Raw genomic sequence first — 21,182 nt, 5'->3', positions numbered from 1 at the left:
CTCTAACCGAATGCCGCAAACCCTCTGCGCCCGGCCTTGATCTCGGTGCGCAGTTCGCCAATCAGGTTTGAGATGGAACGGATGCTGTCCAGACCCTGGGGAGACACACGGGTCAGCAGCAGGTCGACGCGCCCGGAGGTGGGATCGAAGATATTGATGCGCAGAGAACCATCGCTGTTCAACGAGCAGTCACAGGCGAGCGGCAGGAAGCCGGACTCCATGATGTGGCGAAACTCGGCTATCGAGACCATGCGGGCACCCTTCGCTGGACCAGACTCGGTGGACGTGATCCGTCTAGGGTAGATCAGCTTTTTCAACCTGCCGGGGAATTAAGTCAAAAGTGATACCTGGTGCTCAATTTGCCTGAAACCGCTGGCCGGCTGACGCCAGAAAAACCACACCGGCCCCTCTCATCCGATGCCGCGCGAAGCACTTGATTCCTGGCGATGATGGCCAGATGCTATGGTCTTTTGCCGCCATCAAGAGCATCCCCATGAGCATCGAACCTTTGATCGAACCCGACAGTGCCGTGTACAAGACGTTGCTCGAATCGACCAAGGCCATCCCCTGGCGTATCGACTGGGCAACGATGACCTTCAGCTACATCGGCCCACAAATCGAGGCGCTGCTGGGCTGGACCCCGCAGAGCTGGGCCACCGTCGATGACTGGGTGGAGCGCATGCACCCGGATGACCGCGAATACGTGGTCAACTTCTGCGTCTCGCAGTCCCGCGCCGGGGTCGATCACGAAGCCGATTACCGCGCGCTGACTGCCAGCGGTGAATACGTGTGGATACGCGACGTAGTGCACGTGGAGCGCAAGGACGGCGAAGTGCAGGCGCTGATCGGCTTCATGTTCGATATCAGCGAGCGCAAGAAGACCGAAGAACACCTGACTCGCCTGCAAAAACAGCTGGAGGAATATTCGTTCCAGGACGGCCTGACCGGCATCGCCAACCGGCGCATGTTCGACACCGTGCTGGCGCGCGAATGGACCAGCGCGCAGCGCAGCCAACTGCCGCTGTCGTTGATCCTGCTGGATATCGACTATTTCAAGCAGTACAACGACCTCTACGGGCATATCAAGGGTGATGAATGCCTTAAGCAAGTGGCGAGCACGCTCTCCCGGGCGGCCAATCGGCCACGGGACTTCATTGCGCGCATCGGCGGCGAGGAGTTTGTGTGGTTGCTGCCGGAAACCGATGCCGAGTCTGCCCGACGCGTGGCCGAACGCTGCCTGCACCTGATCCGCCAGCAGCAGATTGAGCACGGGCATTCGGCGGTGTCGAACTTGCTGACGTTGAGCCTGGGCGTAGGCACTTGCACGGTAAGGCCAGGCAGCGAGGCGCTGGTATTTGTCGAAGCGGTGGACAAGCTGCTGTACCAGGCCAAGCACAATGGCCGGATGCGCGCGGAGTTCGCCGACGCGCTGGATTGATACAACGCTCAAATCGCGGGCAAAAAAAATCCCAAGTAGCTGATGGAAACTTGGGATTTAAAAATGCATAAACCGTGGGAGGTGAACGCCCGGCTATATTACCGAGCGGCAAAACTTGTAACAAGATAATTTTCAACCTTTCGTCGGATTAAAACAGCGCTAAGTCATTCAATAACCACACATTTTTAATGGATCCGATTATTGAAAGTGCCACTTTTTGGTGCAATAACGGCATGAATTAAACACACTTGCGCAGTTTAATTCCGCGATAAATATAAGGTTATTGATTAAAAGTGTGTGGGCTTTTTCAAGTAATGTTCCATCAAGTGTTTGCAGGGATCCACCAGCACAAGGTCGTCCTGGGGCGTAGGGCGCGAAACGCTGGCCGCCTGACGGCATAACGCCAGGCGCTCCGCCGCTTCTTCCCGCTGTCGGTCAACCTGGGCATTGAGCCGAACGAAATAGGTCCCCAACATCACCGCCAAGCACACAATCCCGATGAAAAAATAGCGGAAGGCGTGGGATTGAGGGGGTTCCGGATGACTCATACACTCATTGCACCTTGTGTTTCTGATAGCGAACGTCGTCGCCTTCGGCCGTGTCGACCACCGACCAGCCAAGCCGTTGGTAAAAGCCATTAGCCCGAATGTGATCTCGCCCATCGGTGATCAGGAACAGCGTGTCGTGGCGTTCGAACAGCGCCGCCTCGGCCACCGCCATCAATTGGCGACCCAACCCGAGGTTCTCGTGGGAGGGCAGCACAAACAGGGCGAACACCTCGCCTTCGGCTACATCCACCATTGAAAACGCCACAGGCGTGCCATCCACTTCGGCGAGCCACACACAGGGCGCTTCATGCATGCTCTCGGCGACCACCTGCGGGGTAATGCCCAGCTCAGCCATCTGCTCGCGGCTTAGGTGGTTCTGCACCACCGCGGTGCGAATATCGAAAATCGCATTAATGTCATCCGGGGTTGCCAACCGTAAAACCGTAGCCATGTGCACCGCCTCCCAATGAGACGCTCAATTGTATGTAAATTGAAACACATCGATTGTGGTGGATTTGTAAAACACGCACCCGGTTTGCGCGTCAATCCTGCTCACGCCGCCTGAACTGCCCCGGCGCCAGCCCGTGGGCCTTGCGAAAACACCGGGAAAAATACGCCTCGTCGGTAAACCCGCAACGGTGCGCAATCGCGCCGATCATCTGCGGGCTGTTGAGCAGCAGCGTGCGCGCCAGTTGCATGCGCCGGTCGAGCACCAGTTGGGAGAAGGGTTTACCGGTTTCCTTGCGCAGCAGGTGGGTCAGGTAGTTGGGCGACAGGAAGGCAGCCGCCGCGGCATCGGTCAGGTTCAGCGATGGCTCGTGCAAATGCTCGCGGATGTAGCCTTGCACCCGGGCCAAGGCGTCCTTGCGGCCACGCCGGGTGGCGTTGTTGGCGGCGAAGGCCTGGAGCGGTTCGGCGTACTGTTGGCACACCAACCCAATCAGCTGGAATAGGTAACCCTTGAGCCGCTCCCGCGCGCCGAAGCTGCGGTGGGTGTCCAGGGTGCGCATGTGTTCCAGCCAGGTTTTGACTTCCTCGAATGCCGCGTCTTCAAGAATGAAATCCAGCTGTTCCTGGAAGCGGAACGGCGACAGCTCCGGGGCGTGGCTGATGGGGATGTCTTCGAGGTCCAGCGGATCGCAGGTCAGTTGCGGCAGGAAAAAGCCCTGGCTGAAATTGATCAGCATGAAGTCGCCGTCTTCGGGATGGGGAATCACATGCAGGCGATGGGGCAGGATAAAGGCCAGGGCCTTTTTCGGGAACGGGCGCACCGCACCGCCGATGTGCTGCACGGTGTCGCCGCCCAGGTTGATCTGGATCTGGAAGTATTCGTGGCGATGGGGACTGGTCAGCGCCGCCCTGCCCCGCTTGTCGCGGATGTAGAAGTCGGAGCGGTCGCTGCGTTGTTCCATGCCATAGGTGGTGATGCGGGTGCCTGGCATACGTATTTCCCGGAGAGCCTGGGCACCACTGTAGCGTCAACCCTGGCTGAGGGTGAAGCTCAGCTCGGCCAGGCCGTCGATCCCGGCGGTCACCACATCGCCCGGTTGCAAGGCGCCAACGCCCGCCGGGGTGCCGGTGAAGATCAGGTCGCCGGCTTTCAGCGCCACGGATTTGGACGCATGGCTGATCACCTCGCTGACTGACCAGATCTGGTCTGCCAGATCGCCCACTTGGCGTTGCTCGCCATTGACCTTGAGCCAGATACGCCCGCTGGCCGGATGGCCGACGGCGCTCACCGGCTGCAACGGGGTGCAGGGTGCCGATTCATCGAAGGCCTTGGCCCATTCCCACGGCCGCGACAGCTTTTTCGCCTGGGCCTGGAGGTCGCGGCGGGTCAGGTCAATGCCCACGCCGTAACCCCAGATATGCGCGAAGGCCTCTTCCGGGGCGATGTCCACGCCGCCTTTGCCGATGGCCACCACCAACTCGACCTCGTGATGCAGGTCGGCGGTCAATGGTGGATAGGCGATCACGCCCTCGGCAGGCACCACGGCATCCGCCGGTTTCATGAAAAAGAACGGCGGCTCGCGGTCGGGGTCGTGGCCCATTTCGCGGGCATGTTCGCTGTAGTTGCGCCCGACGCAGAACACCCGGCGCAGCGGGAAGCGAGCGTCGTCGCCGTGGATGGCGAGGGATGGAATTTCGTTGGGAGTGATGACGTAGCGGGTCATGGCATGTGCCTCTTCGGTTACCTGGGGCCAGTATGCGGACTGGCCCCGGGGCGAAGTTGGACAGGCTTACGCAGATTTTGTACTGGGCGGTGCATCGGTCACTTTGCCGAGCGAACCCAACACTGCTAGCCTCATCGCGGTTTCAACCACTGATCCCGCAGAAAGGACTCTGATGAACATCATTCGCGCCGTCGCCCTCTTCGCCGCCTCATTGTTCTCGATGAACACTTCAGCCAAGGCCCCGCTCCCGGGATTCCAGTTGCCCAAGGCAGATTCGGAATATGACGAGAAGGTGTTGGCGGATATCAAGAAGATCGGCTGGCACCATGTGCACGTGCGGGCCGAAGACGGTGACCCGTCGTTCGCGTACTCCCTGGGGTTCTACGCCAACTTCGGCCAACCGGAAATCATCGTATTCGGGCTGCCCCCGCAGATTGCCCAGCAGTTGCTGAACATCGCCGCGATCCGCTTTGCCGGTGCAAAAGCCGCCTATGAAACCTACAAGCCCTATGACGATATTGCCGAAGGCATGCGCATCGCCTTCATTCCTGTAGACCGCCGGCACTACCGCGAGTACCTCGGTTATGCCGGCTGGTTCTACGCCTCGATCAAAGCTGATTTCCCTGCGCTGCAAATGGTCTGGCCGGACAAACAGGGGCACTTTCCTTGGGAGCCCACCTACGACCAGTCGTTCTCAAGGCTCCAATTGCTGCTGGATAAATAGGGGTTATTTACGCGCCAGCTTGTAGCGCAAACAGTCCTGATAAAAACTCTGGCGAATCACCTCGGGCTTGACCCGCGAGCGGCTGTCGTAGGTCTGCTCGGTGATGCCCATGGCCATCATGTGCATCCAGGGTTTCTTGAACTGGTAGGTCTTAAGCTTCTGGCGCGCGGCGTACAGCGAGACGCCCGACAGCTTCAATTCCTGGGCCCGGGCGGCGGTGCCAGCACCCCAGCTGCACATGTACTTGTCGTTGTCCCGCAGCTCCCGTGCCTCAACCGAAACCGCCCCACCCGCCATTGCGCAGGCGATCAGCATGATTCCAACATTGCGCATTTGCATCCCGCCTAACCACCTGAAAATAAAAGTGATTTTGGCGAGAATTTTGTTACAAAGGGGCCAGCAAATTGCCTTCTCGATGATTTTTCCGGCAGGTAACAGAGCCAGGAAGCCACGCATGCATTAAGGCCTTTTGCCACTATTTGTTGCCGATAGGCCAGCGTCTGACGATAATCCCCGCGCTCTCCCACACTCACGCAAGGAAACGCCGTGAAAAAGCTTCTACTGTTAACCCCATTGCTCGCGCTGCTGTTGCAAGGTTGCGGCGTCACCATGACGCAATACGAGCCGAACTTCGACAACGTCCAGGTCCTCAAGCAAGCAGCGCCGCTGCAACCCGTCAGCAATGCCCAGGTGACGGCCGCATCGGGCGAAGGCTCGTTGTCCGTACGTGCCAACCCGATCCGCTCGCCCAGTGGCAGCATCCCGGCGCATATCCAGGCTGCGATCACCCAGGAACTGCAACTCGCAGGCCTGCTGAACCCGCAAGCAGAACGACATCTGCAAGTGTTGGTGGTGAAGAATTCGCTGTCGGCAGGCATGGGCTCCGGCAACGGCACGCTGGCCGCGCGGTTTACGCTGCTCAAGGGCAATGACGTGGTGTACGACGCGACCAAGGAAGTGAATCACACCTGGTCCAGTTCGTTCTTCGGGTTCATTGCGATCCCGAATGCCGCCAACGCCTACAACCCGATGGTGCGAGATTTGCTCAAGTCGTTGTACAGCGACCCGCTGTTCATCAAAGCGCTTAAGTAAGCGCCCAGCTTGCGAGGGCGGGTCACCCTGCCCTCGCAGCTGTTTCAGCTTACGTTGTGCAACGTGTCACGCCCGTGGCACGCCGGCATCCAGTGCCGAGTACTTCAGGTTATTGCCGTCGACCATTTGCTTGAGCAAGGCATTGACCTGGCGGGTGAAGGTATCGGTCACCGCCTCTTTCGGCGTGTTGGCCATCAGCGGGATAAACCAGATGCCCATCCAGGTATTGATCGAGTCGTGGTTGGTGCCGGTGCTCAGCGACTGGCCCTGTGCATCCACCGACTCCAGCTTCATGGTGTACTGATCAGTACCCAGCGCCGGGATGATGGTGAAGGTAAAGCCGCTGATAAACGCCAGCACCATTTGGCCGCCACCCGGTGGATGGTTGTAGACCTTCAGGCGCAGGCTGTAATCGCCGGGCTGCTTCTGGAATTCATCCAGGGTCACACGGCCAAACAGGCCGGAGTCGGTCAGGACTTTCTGCAGCTGTGGCTTGAGCATGTCCCGCGCTTGTGGAACTTCGGCAGCGGCGGCGTTTGTCGGCTCGCCCTGGTAGAACTTGAAGTCTACGTAGACGTTCGGTTTGTTGGCGTAGCTGGCCTTCGATGGCAGCGTGACAGGTGCGACTTCGTCCTTCGTGAAGCTGGCGCAGCCGCCCATCGACAACGTGATCAGGGCCAACCCCAGCATTTTTCCAATGTGCATTACGACTTCCTTAGTGAATGGAGCGTCTCCATGGCCGGAGTTGCTGGGGCGGATGATAAAGAGTGGGGCGCAATGTTAAAAGGCCATCCTCCATAAAATACTGACGATCACTGTAGGAGCGAGCTTGCTCGCGAAAATCGTTAACGATAACGCAGCGTGCCTGGCTTAGCGCGCTGCTCTCAGGTTCTTCGCGAGCAAGCTCGCTCCTACAGTAGATGGGTGTTTACCACTGGTAGGTCGCGCTGGCCTGCACGGTGCGCTGTGAGCCATACCAGCACCACGAGTAGGAATAGCAGGACGCGACGTACTCTTTATTCGCCAGGTTGGTGGCGTTCACCGCCAGGCGCAGGTTGTCACCCTGGCGATTGATGTGCGGGATGTCGTAGTGCACCGCTGCATCGAACAAGGTGTAGCCCGGCACCTTCAAGGTGTTGGCGGTATCGCCCCATGACGAACCGACATACCGCGCACCGGCCCCCACGCCGAAGCCCTTCAGCGTGCCGTCATGCAGTGTGTAATCCGCCCAGGCCGACGCGGTATGACGTGGTACGGCGTAGGTAGTAGTACCTTCGGCAGCCACAGCCGGGCCGACACCGATGTCACTGATGGGCGCGTAACGCACGGTGTTGTTGGACTTGCTGATGCGGTTATCCAGGTAGGCGTAGGCCGCGGTGATATCCAGGTTGTCGTTCAGGCTGGCCTTGCCTTCGAGCTCAAACCCCCGAGATTGCACTTCACCGTCCAGAATCTGGCAGCGCGAGCCGTTGCACAAGTGGGAAGCGTCCGGATCCAGTGTCGGCACGTTGGTCTGGCGCAAGTCAAAAATGGCGGCGGTGATAAAGCTGTTGCTGCCCGGCGGTTGGTACTTGATGCCGATTTCGGTCTGCTTGCCTTCAGTCGGCTGGAACGTCGAGCCGCCATAGCCCGTGCCGGATTGCGGCTGGAAGGATTCCGAATAGCTGACATACGGCGCCAAGCCATTATCGAACAGGTAGACCAGGCCCAAGCGGCCCGTAAAGGCTTTGCTGTCCTGGCTGGATTTGGTCTTCTTCTGGGTCGTCATCGCCAGGGTGCTGTTGTCGGTGCTGGCCCAGTCATAACGCCCGCCCATCAACAACACCCACTTGTCCCACTTCATCTGCTCTTGCAGGTACACGCCAGTCTGCTCGCTGCGCGAGGTGGCGTCGCTGGTATAGGCTGGTACCGGCACGGCCGCGCCGTAGACCGGGTCGAAAATATCCAGCGTGGGGCCTGCGGTGTACACGCCGCTGCCCGACTTGGTGTCGGTGCTGGTGTTCTGGTAATCGGCGCCCATCAGCACGGTGTGCTGCAACGGGCCGGTGTCGAATTTGGCCTGCAACTGGTTGTCGAGGGCATAGGCGTCAATGTTCACGTCGCTGGCGATAGTCGAGCGCCGGATGGTGCGGTAATCGCTCTCCAGGTAGTTGCTATAGAGGCTGCGGTACTGCCCTTCGCTGCGCAAGTAGCGCGCGTTCTGGCGCACGGTCCAGACATCGTTGAAGTGATGTTCGAAGGCGTAGCCGATGGAGTAATACTCGCGGTCACTCTTCTCGAAGCTTTTCTCGCCGTCGTAGAAATCCACGTCGATCTTGCGCCCGGTCGGGCTATGCAACACCGAGCCCCAGGCCGGCATCGAACCGTAGGACGCGCCTTTGGGGTCCTTCTGGAAATGCCCGAGCAAGGTCAGCGAAGTACTGTCGTCCGGGCGCCAGGTGAAGGCCGTCGACAGGGATTGGCGACGGGTTTCGGTGTGCTCGATCTGGCCGTCGGCATCGTCGAACAGGCCGGCGACGCGGTAGGAATACACGCCTTGATCGTCCAGCGGGCCGCTCAGGTCAAAGCTGGTGCGCTTCTTGTTGAAGGTACCGTACTCGACGCCGACTTCATGGAACGGCGTGTCCAGCGGGCGCTTGCTGACCATGTTGATCACACCACTGGGTGTGCCCTGCCCGTACAGCACCGACGCCGGCCCACGCAGCACTTCGACGCGCTCCAGGTCAAAGGCGTCTTTTTGCGGCAAGGCATCCCGGCTCGAAGGCATGCGCAGGCCGTCGAGGTAGGTCGCCGGGGCGAAGCCACGGATGGTCAACTGGTCGAGGCGTGAGGCGGTGGAACCTCGGGTTTCCGGGATCACGGCGGCGCTGTAGCGCAGGATCTGGTTGAGGCTCTCGGCGTTCTGCGCGCGCATCTGGTCTTTGGTGACCACGGAGATCGACTGCGGGGTTTCGATCAGTGCGGTGTCGGTCTTGGTGCCCGACAGGCTGCGGGTGGCCACATAGCCAGACACCGGGCCGGTGGGGCTTTCCGATTGGTACGCACCGCTGATGGTGGTGGCCTGCAGTTCCATGGCGCCGTCGGTTTGCGGGATGGCTTCGAGGCGGTAGCGGTCGTTGGCGATCTTCAGGGCTTGCAAGCCGCTGCCAGCCAACAATTGGGCCAGGGCGGCGTCGGTGCTGTACTGCCCGTTCAGGCCATTGCTGCGTTTGCCGCGAGTCAGGCTCGAATCAAAGGCCAATACCAGGCCAGCCTGTTCGGCGAGGCTGTTGAGGGCCTGGCTCAGGTCACCGGCGGGAATGGAGAACGCAGCGCTTTCAGCCGCGTAGGACGCTTGAACGGTCAGCAGGGGTACGGCGGCAAAAGCCATCGCCACTGAAAGGGCCAGTGGCTGTAAGGGACGAGCAAGGCGCGACATGAGAAGTCCTGGGAAATGGGGGTTCTATTAGTCATGACGGCCATGTCGGAAAATCGGGCATGAATGAGAGCAGTTTTTATTCAGACTTTTTACCGGGGCTTGATAACCACCACCAAATCGGTGAAGTACTCCACCTTGATCGGCAAGTTATCCGCCAGTGAAGCCAGGGCCGCGCCGGTGTCGTCGAGCTTGAACACCCCCGACACGCGCATCCCTTGCAGCGCCTGCGGATCAAAGCGCACCAGCCCGTGCCGATAACCGGCGAGGGTTTGCAGCACCTCGCTCAGGGGTTGGTCGTCGACCTTGAGCAGGCCGCGGGTCCAAGCGTCCGGGTCGGCATTGCCGATGGGCTGCGGGTTGCTGGCGTGTCCGTCCTTGAGTATGGACTTCTGCCCTGCCGGCACTTTCACGTCGCCTGCGCGGGTGCCTTTGACGGCCACGGTGGACTCGATCACGGTGACTACGGTCGAGCCGTCCTCGGCCTTGCGCACCAGGAACCGCGTGCCCAACGCCGTGGCCGTGCCCTGGTCGGTATGCACCACGAACGGCCGTTGCGCGTCCTTGGCCACCTCGACCCACATCTCGCCCTGCAACAGTTCGATCACCCGTTGGTGGCCGTCGAACTTCACGTCCAGGGCCGAGTTGCTGTTGAGCTGCACCTGGCTGCCGTCGGTCAGTGCCACCTGACGCCGTTCGCCGATGCTGGTGCGCTGGTCGGCCATCCACACCGGCATCCGCTCAATTCCCGCCCAGCCGCACAGCAACACACCCAACAGCGCGACGGCCTGAGTACCACGGGCGGCAAACCTTGGTTTTTGCGGGGCAAACGCGCGGTTCAGGGCAAGGCGCGCCGGGGCGGCGGGCAATGCGTCGAGGCTGCCCCACAGGCTGCGCATGCGCTCGATGGCGACGGCATGCCGTGGGTCGGCCTGGCACCAAGCATCGAATGCGGCGCGGTCGGCCTCGGTCACGTGATCGTCGTGCAACAACGTCAGCCAGCGGGCGGCTTCACTGATGATCTGCTCGGAACTCACGACAGCGGGTCCGCCCCGTGCAGGGTGTGATAGCAGTGCACCAGTGCGCTGGAGATGTAGTTCTTCACGGTGCTGGGGGACACCTGCAGGTGTGCGGCGATTTCGCTGTAGGTCAGCCCGTCGAGGCGGCTGAGCAGGAAGGCTTCGCGGGCCTTGGCGGGCAAGCCGGTGAGCATCTCGGCGATTCGTTCCAGGGCCTGGAGTGCCACATGAATTTCCGCCGGATCCGGCATGCCGGCGTCTTCGCTTTGAATCGCCAGGGCTTCCATGTAGGCCTTCTCGATACGCCGCCGACGCGCGCCGTCAATCATCAAGCGCCCGGCCGTCGTCGCCAGGAAAGCCCTTGGTTCCTTGATGGTGTGGGGTTCGGCCAGTAGCAGAATGCGGATAAAGGCGTCGTGGGCCAGGTCGGCGGCATGTTGTGAGCAGCCGAGTTTCTTGCGCAGCCAACCGTGCAACCAGGAATGGTGGTCGCTGTAGAGGGTGGCGATGGTCTGCTGGCGACGGGCTATATCACCCTCAGCTACAGGAAAGTCATGCATGCGCAAAAATTTCTCAAACAAGAAAGATTACCAATTGCGCAAACGATGACAGTAAAACGGAGGGGGAGCAAGAGGCTCACCGATAGAAGCCGACATGGGTGATGGGTGGTGAGCGGGAGGCAGGTAGATAACAACTACCTTTTAACAGACGTATTAACACTTCATTTAGTTAGAACGAGCAATAGTCGACAGGCACTTGCGTACCTGCCAACTTAATGGACGCATGACAATTAATGACGGGCGTCTAGCGTGCGGCGGTTACTTGCAGCCAATCCGCTGCGGCAGTTGTCCTTGTTTCGATTTAAGTGCAGTTTGCACCGCCTGCGGCAACTCACTCCAGAATGTCAGCCCGGAACGCTGTTCAATCTGTTCGACCGTCGCGCGATAGTCACAGAAGTTAGCCCCCTTGGGCGCTTCCTGATTCAGGATGAACGAGGCATAAAGTCCGTCTTGGGGCGACTTGCCGACAGAAACAATCTTCCAGTAGCCACTGGGGATCGTGTGGACTTTATTGGTCCCCGGCAAGGTGCCGATGAATTTCTCATACAGCGGGCCGGTCATCACGTACACCTCGTCCACTGCGGCGTCCTGGCTCAGGGTGCGCTCCTGATCCTCCAGGCGTGCCCACGGGCCCTGGTTCAAATCAGCCTTTTGCGGGGTGATGTTCGACAGGTAATTGAGGGTCTGCCAATCGGAGACGCCGGCCATCGACGCCAGGTTTGCCTGGTGCCCACGATCGACCTTCAGCGCCACGTTGGCGCCGTTGTAGTCAACAGGATCAAGGGTTTCACCCGCCGGAATGTCCGGATCGGTGTGCCAATTACGCGGGCGCCCGCTGGCCGGTGTGGACTTGGTGATCCGGTAGGCCACCCAGTTGGCGAACTTGGTCGATGCGTTGTTGTTGAGGGTGTAGGCCTGGCGATTCAATGTCAGCGGCCCACCGCCGGAGGGGCAACCCTGGGAACAATTATCGACCGTGACGGCCTGCTCGAGCGGCGCCTGTACGGCGCGCTCCGGTGCCTGTGTAGGCTGGGTGCTGATACAGCCTGCCATCAGCGGCACCCACAACAACGCCAGGTATTTGAACGGTGCTTTCCTTTGCATGGTAGTACTCCATTTACAGCAGATTAATTAAGCTTAAAGGGATAAAACGGACGCAATTGATCCCGACAGATGAAATAACACCACTATCAAGTCGATTGCTGGCAGTTATCCGGTGAACACTGTGCAGTGCTGGATAACTGTTTTTGCGCGTACGGCGACATTCCATGTGCGTACTCGCTTAAGTGCCCGCACCCGTGGCGCAAGGAACTAACTGCTTATGAAAAATCATCTTTCAGTTGAGCAGGCTTTATCTTATACACGCAATTGTTACAAAAAAACCAGAGATAAAATCAAAAAAAACGCACGTTAAATCTATCCGTTAAGTGGATTGTGTTTTATGTAGGAGCGAGCTTGCTCGCGAAGGACCTCAACGATAACGCTGGCATCCTGAATGAACGCGGTGTCTTTGCGTTTTTCGCGAGCAAGCTCGCTCCTACAGTGGCGTTGCTCGGCTTAACGCCAGCTCCAGGACACCCCGGTGTAAACGCCCATGCCATCCCCCGGCGTCGACCGCGCAACGTCCAGCCCTTTGTCGTCATAACCCGGCGTGATCGTGTTGGCGTAGCGCTGGTTGGTCAGGTTGCGCAGGTCGACCCAGGCTTGCCAGTCGTGCTTCGGCGCGTCATACCCGACCGTCGCACCGAGCAGCGTGTAGGCCGCCGCGTAGTAGGAATTGGCGTAGTCCACCGCCACCCGCGACGAGTGCTCGCCATTGAGGCTGGTGTAGAAACCGCTCGGATGGCTGTAGCGCAACTGCGCCTGATAGTAGTGCTTGGGGATGCCGGGCAAGGTGTTGTCGCCGAAGCGGTCGTCGTTGCGGTAATGGAAGTCGCTGTAGGTGTAGGCCTGGCGCAGGGCTAACTGGCCGGTGCGGCCGCCATCCCACAGCGGGCTGATCAGGCTCAGTTCCACGCCTTGGTGCACCGTGGGGCTGGCGTTGGACTCGGCGATGATTGCAGAGGTGGTGGAGATCGCGGCCTGGGTTTCGACGCTGAGCAGTTCGTGGCGCACCTCGGAACGGTACAGCGCCAGGTCCCATTGGCCGAACCTTTCTTCACCGCGCCCGCCGACTTCCAGGGTGGTTGCGGTCTGGTTTTTCAGCTTTACGCCTTCGCGCTGCAACCCGCTCGCCGGGCCGCTGTCGGCCGGGAAGTACTTGTTTGAGCCCCAGATCATCGACCATGCATGAGGCGGCTCAACCGAGCGGCTCAGGTTGCCATACACCTGCAGTTGCGGGCTGAAGTCATAACGCAAGCCAACCCGTGGCGCGTAATCCCAATCGTGCTGGCTGACCGGCGTGTGGGTTTGCGGATAGCTGACTTCGGTTTCACGGCGGGTGTAGATCGCCGCCAGCCCGGTGGTCAGCCAAAGGTCCGGTACCAGTTCCAGGTCGTTGCCGATATGCAGCACGGTGTCGGAACCCAGGTAGCTGTAGTCGCGGGTCTTGGTGCCGGGTGCATAAATGGCGGTATTGCCGGTCGGGATCCGTACGAATTCCGAGCCGCCGTTATTTGGCATCGCCTGAGTCGTGCGCAAACCGATAGTGGTCTTGCTGTCGCGCCCGAACAACGTGTCCTGGCGGATGTAGTTCACGGTGCCGCTGACGTCGGTGTAGGCGACCTTGAGACGGTTGGTGCCTTCGCGCAGGTCCATCGGGTAGTCGTGATACGCCAGCCCGACCTCGACCCGGGCGTTGTCGTCCAGGTGCAGGGTGGTTTTGTTGGCAATCCAGGTCGAGCCCGGTTGCAGGCGCTTGGAGTCCCGCGCCACGTTGAGGCTGGCGGCGGCGCGTGGGTCATGGCTGATCTGGTCACGGGTCAGCTTGCCGGGGGAATCGTTGTCGGTTTCGCGGTAGCGGAAGTAGAAGCGGGTTTCCAGGTCAGGGTTGAAGCGGTAGCCAAAGTTGGCAGCCATGCCTTTGCCGCTGCCGGAGCTGTGGTCCTGGAAGCCGTCGTAGTGCGAATCGGTGAGGCTGATGTAGTAGTCGGCATCCCCCAGCACCTGCCCCGAACTGATTTCCCGTTGGGCGTAGCCATGGCTGCCAGCTTCGTAGCGCACTTGCAGCTTGGGGGCGTCGTAGCCGGTGTGGGTGACGTAGTTGACCGCACCACCGAGGGCCAATGCGCCCTGGTCAAAACCATTGGCGCCGCGCAGCACTTCAACGCGGCTGAGCCACAACGGGTCCTTGAGTTCGTAGGGCGTGCCGCCCGGGCCGGTCAGCGGCAGACCGTCGAAGGTTTCGTACAGGCCGGACGCGTGGGCGCCGGGGCCACGGTTGATGCCCGAGCCACGGATGGAAAGCTTCACCCCTTCGTTGTTCGCGGCCTTGGCGTACACGCCGGCCTGGTACTTGAACACGTCCTCGTTGGTGCTCACTCGCCCTTGCTCGACGCTGCCCATGTCGATGTAGTTGGTGGCGCCGGGCACGCTCTTGAGCTGGACCTGGGCCAGTTCATCAGCGCTGAGTTCGGCGCTGCTGACCTCGACGGGTGACAGTTGCAGCGTGTCTTGGGCCTGGGTGACCGGGCTGAAGCTAAGAGCGGCGCCAAAACCCAGCAAGGGCCAGGCTTTTCGGGCGGTGAACGGAAACGCGGGGGGCATGAGGGTAAATCCTTGGAATTCGTTTTTGCGACGGACTCGGCCCGGCACAAGGTCTGTGGTGGGAAGCCTGTGAAGCCCGGCGGGTCACCACTGATGGACGTACAGGCGCCAATCGGCGTTAAGTCCAAAATCGAATTACCAAATGCAAACTCAGTATTTATGGAAATAAGCGCCACGGATTACTGTAGGGCCATTGAGTCCCCAGAGATTTACGTCATGCAAACATCCGCCACCGTCATCGATTTCACCCTCCACCGCAAACGCCGCCAGGCACGCGCAGCGGCTGAACTGATGTGGGCGATGTACGCGGCACGCGCCGGAGTCGCGGTGTTTACCGCACACGTCACCACCTCCAGCGATACCCGCCGGGCGTGAGGCAATGAATTTCCTGCACGCGCTTCCCGAAGTGCCCGACCTCCCCTCCAAACCCAAGGATTGCAACAGCGGCGACGATGACGCCATCGGCCAGTGCGTCGCGCAGAACCTGCAACGCCTGCGCAGTAAACGCTACCTGTCGCTGGACGCCCTGGCGCGCAACTGCGGCGTGAGCCGGGCGATGCTGGCGCAGATTGAATCCGGGCGCAGCGTGCCGTCGATCAAGGTGCTGTGCAAGATTGCCAAGGGCTTGAAAGTCTCGGTGGCGGCCTTCCTGGAAAACCGTGCGTTCGAAGGGGTCGAACTGCTGCCGGCGCAACAGAGCAAACGCTTGGTGAGTGCCGACGGCAGCTTCATCAGCCGTGCACTGTTTCCCTACGATATGGCACGCCAGTCGGAGTTCTACGAGATCCGCTTGAAGGCACTTGGCGAAGAAGTTTCTGAAGGTCACGGGCCGGGAATCCAGGAAAACCTGGTGGTGGCCCAGGGCGTGCTGGAAGTCAGCGTCAACGAGGAACGCTACCTGCTGTCCACCGGTGACTCGATCCTGTTCTACGCCGACCAGCCCCACCGCTATCGAAACCCGGCGGACAGTGAGGCGGTGGCGTTCCTGGTGATCACTTACCCGGAGCGCCTGGACTGAAACGCAAAAAGCCCCGGCACTCGCCGGGGCTTTCTGGTTTCACGCCAAACGAATCAGCAGGTGCAGCACATCATCGGCATGCCGTTGCAGCTCATCATCATCGGCATGGCGCAGTCGCTCATCATCTTCATCATCAGCATGCAGCAGTTGTTCATCATGTCCATGCTCATGCCTGGCATCGGCATCATCTTGCAGGTCATGCAGTCGGCTTCCATCTTGCATTCCATGACGCACTTCATCATCGGCATAGGCATGCCCATCGGCATCATCATCGGCATGTTCATGGTCGACATGCTGTTCATCATCGCCATGCCGTCTTGCGACATGCACATCATCGACATGTTGGCGCACTGCATCATCATCGGCATGCCGCAGTTCATCATCATCGCCATCATTTCGGCGTTGTTCTTGAACATCGCCATGTCCATGCCGGCGGCCGGCTTCATGGTGCACATCATGCCCTCGTCGGTCATCGTGCAGGTCATGGTGGCCATCATCATCGGCATGCCCATCATCGGCATCATTGGCATCGCGTTGTTCATTGGCATCTGCATGGCGTTCATCATGTTCGAAACTCCGTAATCGACAGGAAATGAGTAAGTTCTGGGGCCGATTCTAGAGATGCGGCGCAACGGCGCAAGGCGCTGGCCCAGCAGCAGAAATGGACGTTGCATGGGGGTTTATCGGAGCGAGACAGCCGACAATTCCGTGATGTCAGACTTTATGCTGCGATCACGCCGAACGGCTCCGTTATCAGTGCCGAACCGGCGTGATGGATATGCGATTGGGGAAGGGCCTCCAATCATAAGGAAATAAACGATCTAACCAGCGTGAAAATACCGGTTTGCCGGACGCGGCAGTCCGAGGTTTTCCCGCAGGGTAGAGCCTTCGTACTCCCGCCGGAAGATCCCGCGCCCCTGTAACTCAGGCACCACCTTGGCGACAAAATCATCGAGCCCGCCCGGCAGCCAGGGGAACATGATGTTGAAGCCATCGCTGCCCTCTTCTTCCAGCCACTGCTGCATCTCGTCGGCAATGCTGTGGGCCGTGCCGACAAACGACAAGCCGGCATACCCGCCAAGGCGTTGGGCCAATTGGCGCACCGTCAACTGCTCGCGGTCAGCCAGCGCCAGTACTCGTTCGCGGGAGCTTTGGCTGGCGTTGGTTTGGGGAATCGCCGGGAGGTATTGGTCGGGATCAAACTTGGTCGCGTCGGTACCCAGCGCTATCGACAGCGAGGCAATCGCGCTTTCGTAATGCACCAGGCTGTCGAGGTGTGCACGAATCCGCCGCGCGTCTTCCAGCGTATCGCCGACCACCACAAAGGCCCCGGGCAAAATCTTCAGGTGGTCGGGATGCCGACCGACCGCCAGCATCCGGCGTTTGATATCGGCATAGAATTTACGCCCCTCCTCCAACGTGCCCGGCGCGACAAAAATCACCTCGGCGGTTTCCGCCGCCAGTTGACGCCCGGGCTCCGAGGCACCGGCCTGCACGATCACCGGCCAGCCCTGCACCGGCCGCGCAATATGCAGCGGGCCACGCACGTTGAGGTAGCGGCCTTGATGATTGAGGGTGTGCAGTTTGTCCGGGTCGAAGTACACGCCACTGTCGGCATCGCGGATGAACGCGTCATCGGCCCAACTGTCCCAGAGCCCGGTGACCACATCGTAGAACTCCCGCGCACGGGCGTAGCGCTCGTCGTGATCGTAGGCCTGTTCCAGGCCAAAATTCTGCGCGGCATCCGGGTTGGCCGTGGTGACAATGTTCCAGCCGGCGCGACCATTGCTCAAGTGATCCAGGGATGCGAAGCGACGGGAGATGTGGAACGGTTCGTCGTAGGTGGTCGAGGCCGTGGCCACCAGGCCGATGTGCTCGGTGGCCTGGCTGAGGGCCGACAACAAGGTGAACGGTTCGAATGACGTGGCGGTGTGGCTGCGCTTCAACGCGTCGATGGGCATGTTAAGCAAGGCCAGGTGGTCGGCCATGAAGAAGGCATCAAAACGCGCCTTCTCCAGGGTTTGGGCAAACTGCTTGAGGTGCGTGAAGTTGAAGTTGGCGTCACGGTAAGCGCCGGGATAGCGCCAGGCGCCGGTGTGGATGCTGACCGGGCGCATGAACGCGCCCAGTTTCAGTTGGCGTGGAGTGGTCATGGAAAGCCCCTGATCGAGAGGGGCTCAGCATCGGATGCGCGAACGGCGTCTGTCTAATAACGAAAGGATCTGGCTTATGCTGTTCGTCACATCAGCGCGGCAGCGACTGCCCTGCCCCATCACCACTGGTAGCCAACGCCCACGGTAGCGCCAAGATTTCCGCGAGTGGTGGCAGCGCCCGAGGCGTTGTAGATCCAGCGTCCATTACTGGACATTCCCGAGACCCCGATCGCCGTTGCAGATTGCCCCTCAAAGGTCGATCCCGACAGCGATACCATACTGCTTCCCGCCGATGAGACCTGAGGCAGCGCGGCCATCGCCATTGCCGCTGCGGTGCCCGCGTAGGCGTCGCGGCGCAGGTCACCGATCTGGCTGTCGGTATACGCATTGGCGTCCTTGAGCGTTTGAGCTGACGACTGACGAGAAACCCTCAGGGTCTGTTCGAGGTTGACGGCATCAGTCCCTTGAGTCGCGGGGGCGACATGGGTGATCTGGCGCTCCGCTCCCGAGGCGCCCACCGATACGGTGTTGGCACGGTTTGCCTGGGCACTTTGCCCAATGGCTACCGATCCCGGCGCCGATGCGGAGGCGTTATTGCCCACCGCAACACTGCCGTCACCGCTGGCGCTTGATTGCGCGCCGACTGCAACAGCCGCTTGCCCCTGAGCTTTCGAATTGGCACCTGCGGCAACTCCTCGGCTGCCTTTTTTTACCACCGCGGCGTCACCGCCGTCGCCGCCAACATCCACCGCGGTGGCCGCGCTGCCAGCCCGCAATTGCTCAACCTGCTGCTTCACGGCGAAAACCTGCCCACCGTTGACGGCATCCGTGCTCGCCACATCAATAGCACCCGCAGCCACACCCTGGACTCGACGACCGCCACTCGTACCGGAAACGTTGACGGTATTCCCGCCATGGTCTTTCGCGACAGTAATCGTACCGTCTTGCCCGTCCTGTTTAACCAGGCCCACCTCACCGCTACCGACCTGCTGCGCAAGGTTGGCGACGGCGGTGGTATTTTTTGCGACGTCGGATTTGGCATCGTTGGCAGTGGTGATGGCGCTGGCGGAATCGGTTTTCGCTTGATTCGCGGCAGTCAGCGCAGTGCCTGCATCAGTTTTCGCGCTAGCCGCATCGGATTTGGCATCGCTGGCAGTGGTGATTGCACTCGCGGAATCAGTTTTTGCTTGATTCGCGGCAGTCAGTGCAGTATCTGCATCGGCTTTCGCGCTAGCTGCATCGGATTTGGCACCGCTGGCAGTCGTGACGGCACTGGCGGAATCGGTTTTTGCTTGATTCGCGGTGGTCAGCGCAGCGCCTGCGTCGGCTTTCGCGCTAGCTGCATCGGATTTGGCATCGTTGGCAGTGGTGACGGCACTGGCGGAATCGGTTTTTGCTTGATTCGCGGTGGTCAGTGCAGTGCCTGCATCGGCTTTCGCGATAGCTGCATCGGATTTGGCGTCGCTGGCAGTGGTGATTGCACTCGCGGAATCAGTTTTAGCTTGATTCGCGGCAGTCAGCGCAGCGCCTGCGTCGGCTTTCGCGCTAGCTGCATCGGATTTGGCATCGCTGGCAGTGGTGATTGCACTCGCGGAATCAGTTTTTGCTTGATTCGCGGCAGCCAGGGCTGTGCCTGCATCAGTTTTCGCGCTAGCCGCGTCGGATTTGGCATCGCTGGCAGTAGTGACGGCACTGGCGGAATCGGTTTTTGCTTGACTCGCGGTGGTCAGTGCAGTGCCTGCGTCAGTTTTCGCGCTAGCCGCATCGGATTTGGCATCGCTGGCAGTAGCGACGGCACTGGCAGAATCGGTTTTCGCTTGATTCGCGGCAGTCAGCGCAGTGCCTGCATCAGTTTTCGCGCTAGCCGCATCGGATTTGGCATCGCTGGCAGTAGTGACGGCACTGGCGGAATCAGTTTTTGCTTGATTCGCGGCAGCCAGGGCTGTGCCTGCGTCAGTTTTCGCGCTAGCCGCATCGGATTTGGCATCGCTGGCAGTAGCGACGGCACTGGCAGAATCGGTTTTCGCTTGATTCGCGGCAGTCAGTGCAGTACCTGCATCGGCTTTCGCGCTAGCCGCATCAGATTTGGCATCGCTGGCAGTAGTGACGGCACTGGCGGAATCAGTTTTTGCTTGATTCGCGGCAGCCAGGGCTGTGCCTGCGTCAGTTTTCGCGCTAGCCGCATCGGATTTGGCATCGCTGGCAGTAGCTGCGGCACTGGCAGAATCGGTTTTCGCTTGATTCGCGGCAGTCAGCGCAGTGCCTGCATCGGTTTTCGCTTGATTCGCAGTAGTCAACGCAGTGCCTGCATCGGTTTTCGCTTGATTCGCAGTAGCCTGCGCCGCGTTGGCAGCGGTCTGTGCAGTCGTTGCCTGAGCCTGGGCAGCCAGCGCATCCGAAGCGGCCTTGTCGGCAGTGCTCTTCACCGCAGTAACCGTTGTGTTGGTCGCATTGAGCTGCCTACCCGCTACAGCCTCGGTACTCGTCGCATTGAGCGCCGCATCGGTGACACCGGTGATCTTCTGCGACTTGACGTCAATCACACCGCTGCCGCCAATGACCGTCTGCCCGCTGCCTGCGGTATTGATAGAAACGCCGTTGGCGCCCTGGACCGATGTCAGCCCGGTCAGGCTTTTTATGTTCAGGTCGCCTCCGTGGGCGAGTATGTCCATGGTGGTTCTCGCTTGCACCGCCAAGCTACCGCCTTGAAGCCCCACAATGCGCGTACTGTCGGTGTTTGAAGCCCCCGACCCATCGTCGCCATAGTTTTCCGAAAGAGCAAACGTCACCCCCCCAGCGCAACTGAGTGTCGTGTTTTGTTTAACCGGACCAATAGAGGTCCCTGACTGGGCGGATGTCTTGTTGCACAGCTGTAAGCCCGCGCCATAGGCTTGCGGGCCAAACACACCAATAGAAACCAGCAGTCCAGAGAGTACCGACGTTATAACCGCGCAGCGGGATTGAGACCGGACGCGCCCTTTTGCATGTTCCGATACGGCAATCCACGTTTTGCTCGAGTCATTCCATATCACGCGATAGGCGCGGTTCATACTTATCAACCTCAACGTTGCTTTAACTATTAAAAAATCACCAATAAGAAGTCCCCAATAACGCTAAATAGCAGCGAATAGGCGGGTACCTCGCGTTGAAATAATTGTGATATCCGTGTAGACGTCTGACAAAATGAACACTCCTGCAAACACCAAGAAATCTCCCTCACAGGTAAGGAAATTTCCGAAACATCTTCCTTTATTCCTCGCCACTTAAAGTGGTTAAAACCCGAAAGCCGGCCACGCAAAAACGCCACGCAGTTACCTGCATGGCGCTATTTTTTGG

The 21,182-nt window shown here is 59.9% G+C and carries 20 protein-coding genes; 6 read left to right on the top strand and 14 right to left on the bottom strand.

The window, feature by feature from the left end:
- Positions 1-2: 2 nt before the first annotated feature.
- Complete coding sequence (locus AU074_RS24135) at positions 3-251, bottom strand: DUF1652 domain-containing protein (protein ID WP_076016838.1); 249 nt, start codon at positions 249-251, stop codon at positions 3-5.
- A gap of 242 nt (positions 252-493) precedes the next feature.
- On the opposite strand from AU074_RS24135, the gene AU074_RS24130 reads away from it, so the two are divergent.
- Positions 494-1,438: a sensor domain-containing diguanylate cyclase gene (locus tag AU074_RS24130; RefSeq protein ID WP_076016837.1), complete on the top strand. Its 945-nt coding sequence runs from the start codon at positions 494-496 to the stop codon at positions 1,436-1,438.
- Between the two features lie 287 nt (positions 1,439-1,725).
- On the opposite strand, the gene AU074_RS24125 is transcribed toward AU074_RS24130, so the two are convergent.
- The 4 genes from AU074_RS24125 to AU074_RS24110 form a co-directional block, all read right to left on the bottom strand.
- Complete coding sequence (locus AU074_RS24125; RefSeq protein WP_076016836.1) at positions 1,726-1,986, bottom strand: hypothetical protein; 261 nt, start codon at positions 1,984-1,986, stop codon at positions 1,726-1,728.
- 4 nt (positions 1,987-1,990) lie between these two features.
- Positions 1,991-2,437, bottom strand: coding sequence for a GNAT family N-acetyltransferase (locus tag AU074_RS24120; protein ID WP_076016835.1), 447 nt, complete (start codon positions 2,435-2,437; stop codon positions 1,991-1,993).
- Between the two features lie 91 nt (positions 2,438-2,528).
- Positions 2,529-3,428 (bottom strand): AraC family transcriptional regulator, encoded by a 900-nt coding sequence (locus tag AU074_RS24115; RefSeq protein ID WP_076016834.1) that lies wholly within the window; start codon positions 3,426-3,428, stop codon positions 2,529-2,531.
- A gap of 36 nt (positions 3,429-3,464) precedes the next feature.
- The gene (locus AU074_RS24110; RefSeq protein WP_076016833.1) at positions 3,465-4,160 is read right to left on the bottom strand and encodes a fumarylacetoacetate hydrolase family protein; all 696 of its coding nucleotides are present in this window, start codon (positions 4,158-4,160) and stop codon (positions 3,465-3,467) included.
- Positions 4,161-4,332: 172 nt separating this feature from the next.
- Between AU074_RS24110 and AU074_RS24105 the strand changes: the two genes are divergently transcribed.
- Positions 4,333-4,884: a DUF4262 domain-containing protein gene (locus AU074_RS24105; RefSeq protein WP_083676716.1), complete on the top strand. Its 552-nt coding sequence runs from the start codon at positions 4,333-4,335 to the stop codon at positions 4,882-4,884.
- A gap of 3 nt (positions 4,885-4,887) precedes the next feature.
- On the opposite strand, the gene AU074_RS24100 is transcribed toward AU074_RS24105, so the two are convergent.
- On the bottom strand, positions 4,888-5,217 hold the full coding sequence (locus AU074_RS24100) for a hypothetical protein (RefSeq protein ID WP_017477125.1): 330 nt from the start codon (positions 5,215-5,217) through the stop codon (positions 4,888-4,890).
- Positions 5,218-5,430: 213 nt separating this feature from the next.
- Here AU074_RS24100 and AU074_RS24095 point away from each other — a divergent pair, with 213 nt between their 5' ends.
- The gene (locus tag AU074_RS24095; RefSeq protein WP_076016832.1) at positions 5,431-5,976 is read left to right on the top strand and encodes a hypothetical protein; all 546 of its coding nucleotides are present in this window, start codon (positions 5,431-5,433) and stop codon (positions 5,974-5,976) included.
- Positions 5,977-6,042: 66 nt separating this feature from the next.
- On the opposite strand, the gene AU074_RS24090 is transcribed toward AU074_RS24095, so the two are convergent.
- The 6 genes from AU074_RS24090 to AU074_RS24065 all read right to left on the bottom strand — a co-directional run bounded on the left by AU074_RS24090 (position 6,043) and on the right by AU074_RS24065 (position 14,675).
- Positions 6,043-6,681, bottom strand: coding sequence for a hypothetical protein (locus AU074_RS24090; RefSeq protein WP_076016831.1), 639 nt, complete (start codon positions 6,679-6,681; stop codon positions 6,043-6,045).
- Between the two features lie 223 nt (positions 6,682-6,904).
- Positions 6,905-9,394: a TonB-dependent siderophore receptor gene (locus AU074_RS24085; protein WP_076016830.1), complete on the bottom strand. Its 2,490-nt coding sequence runs from the start codon at positions 9,392-9,394 to the stop codon at positions 6,905-6,907.
- A gap of 89 nt (positions 9,395-9,483) precedes the next feature.
- Positions 9,484-10,428, bottom strand: a complete 945-nt coding sequence (locus AU074_RS24080) for a FecR family protein (protein ID WP_076016829.1) — start codon at positions 10,426-10,428, stop codon at positions 9,484-9,486.
- Entirely contained in the window at positions 10,425-10,970 is a 546-nt protein-coding gene (locus AU074_RS24075; protein WP_076016828.1) for a sigma-70 family RNA polymerase sigma factor, read from the bottom strand. Before AU074_RS24075 ends, AU074_RS24080 begins: the two co-directional genes overlap by 4 nt.
- 258 nt (positions 10,971-11,228) lie before the next feature.
- Positions 11,229-12,074, bottom strand: coding sequence for a DNA/RNA non-specific endonuclease (locus AU074_RS24070; RefSeq protein WP_076016827.1), 846 nt, complete (start codon positions 12,072-12,074; stop codon positions 11,229-11,231).
- A 453-nt stretch (positions 12,075-12,527) separates the two neighbouring features.
- Positions 12,528-14,675 carry a TonB-dependent receptor domain-containing protein gene (locus tag AU074_RS24065; RefSeq protein WP_076016826.1) on the bottom strand — a complete coding sequence of 716 codons (2,148 nt, stop codon included), beginning with the start codon at positions 14,673-14,675 and terminating at the stop codon, positions 12,528-12,530.
- Between the two features lie 216 nt (positions 14,676-14,891).
- Here AU074_RS24065 and AU074_RS34210 point away from each other — a divergent pair, with 216 nt between their 5' ends.
- From AU074_RS34210 to AU074_RS34205, 3 genes are read left to right on the top strand one after another with little or no spacing between them, the layout of a single operon-like run.
- Complete coding sequence (locus AU074_RS34210) at positions 14,892-15,050, top strand: hypothetical protein (protein WP_167410161.1); 159 nt, start codon at positions 14,892-14,894, stop codon at positions 15,048-15,050.
- 4 nt (positions 15,051-15,054) lie between these two features.
- Positions 15,055-15,693: a helix-turn-helix domain-containing protein gene (locus AU074_RS24055; RefSeq protein WP_076016824.1), complete on the top strand. Its 639-nt coding sequence runs from the start codon at positions 15,055-15,057 to the stop codon at positions 15,691-15,693.
- Positions 15,694-15,753: 60 nt separating this feature from the next.
- Positions 15,754-16,275, top strand: coding sequence for a hypothetical protein (locus tag AU074_RS34205; RefSeq protein WP_173860406.1), 522 nt, complete (start codon positions 15,754-15,756; stop codon positions 16,273-16,275).
- Between the two features lie 239 nt (positions 16,276-16,514).
- On the opposite strand, the gene AU074_RS24045 is transcribed toward AU074_RS34205, so the two are convergent.
- Complete coding sequence (locus AU074_RS24045) at positions 16,515-17,846, bottom strand: LLM class flavin-dependent oxidoreductase (RefSeq protein ID WP_076016822.1); 1,332 nt, start codon at positions 17,844-17,846, stop codon at positions 16,515-16,517.
- Positions 17,847-17,965: 119 nt separating this feature from the next.
- Positions 17,966-20,896, bottom strand: coding sequence for an ESPR-type extended signal peptide-containing protein (locus AU074_RS24040; protein WP_076016821.1), 2,931 nt, complete (start codon positions 20,894-20,896; stop codon positions 17,966-17,968).
- Between the last annotated feature and the right edge of the window lie 286 nt (positions 20,897-21,182).

It is taken from the genome of Pseudomonas sp. ATCC PTA-122608 (assembly GCF_001952855.1).
GTDB lineage: Bacteria > Pseudomonadota > Gammaproteobacteria > Pseudomonadales > Pseudomonadaceae > Aquipseudomonas.
The sequence above is the reverse complement of the archived record's forward strand: the minus strand, read 5'-3'. Positions and strand labels throughout refer to the sequence as shown.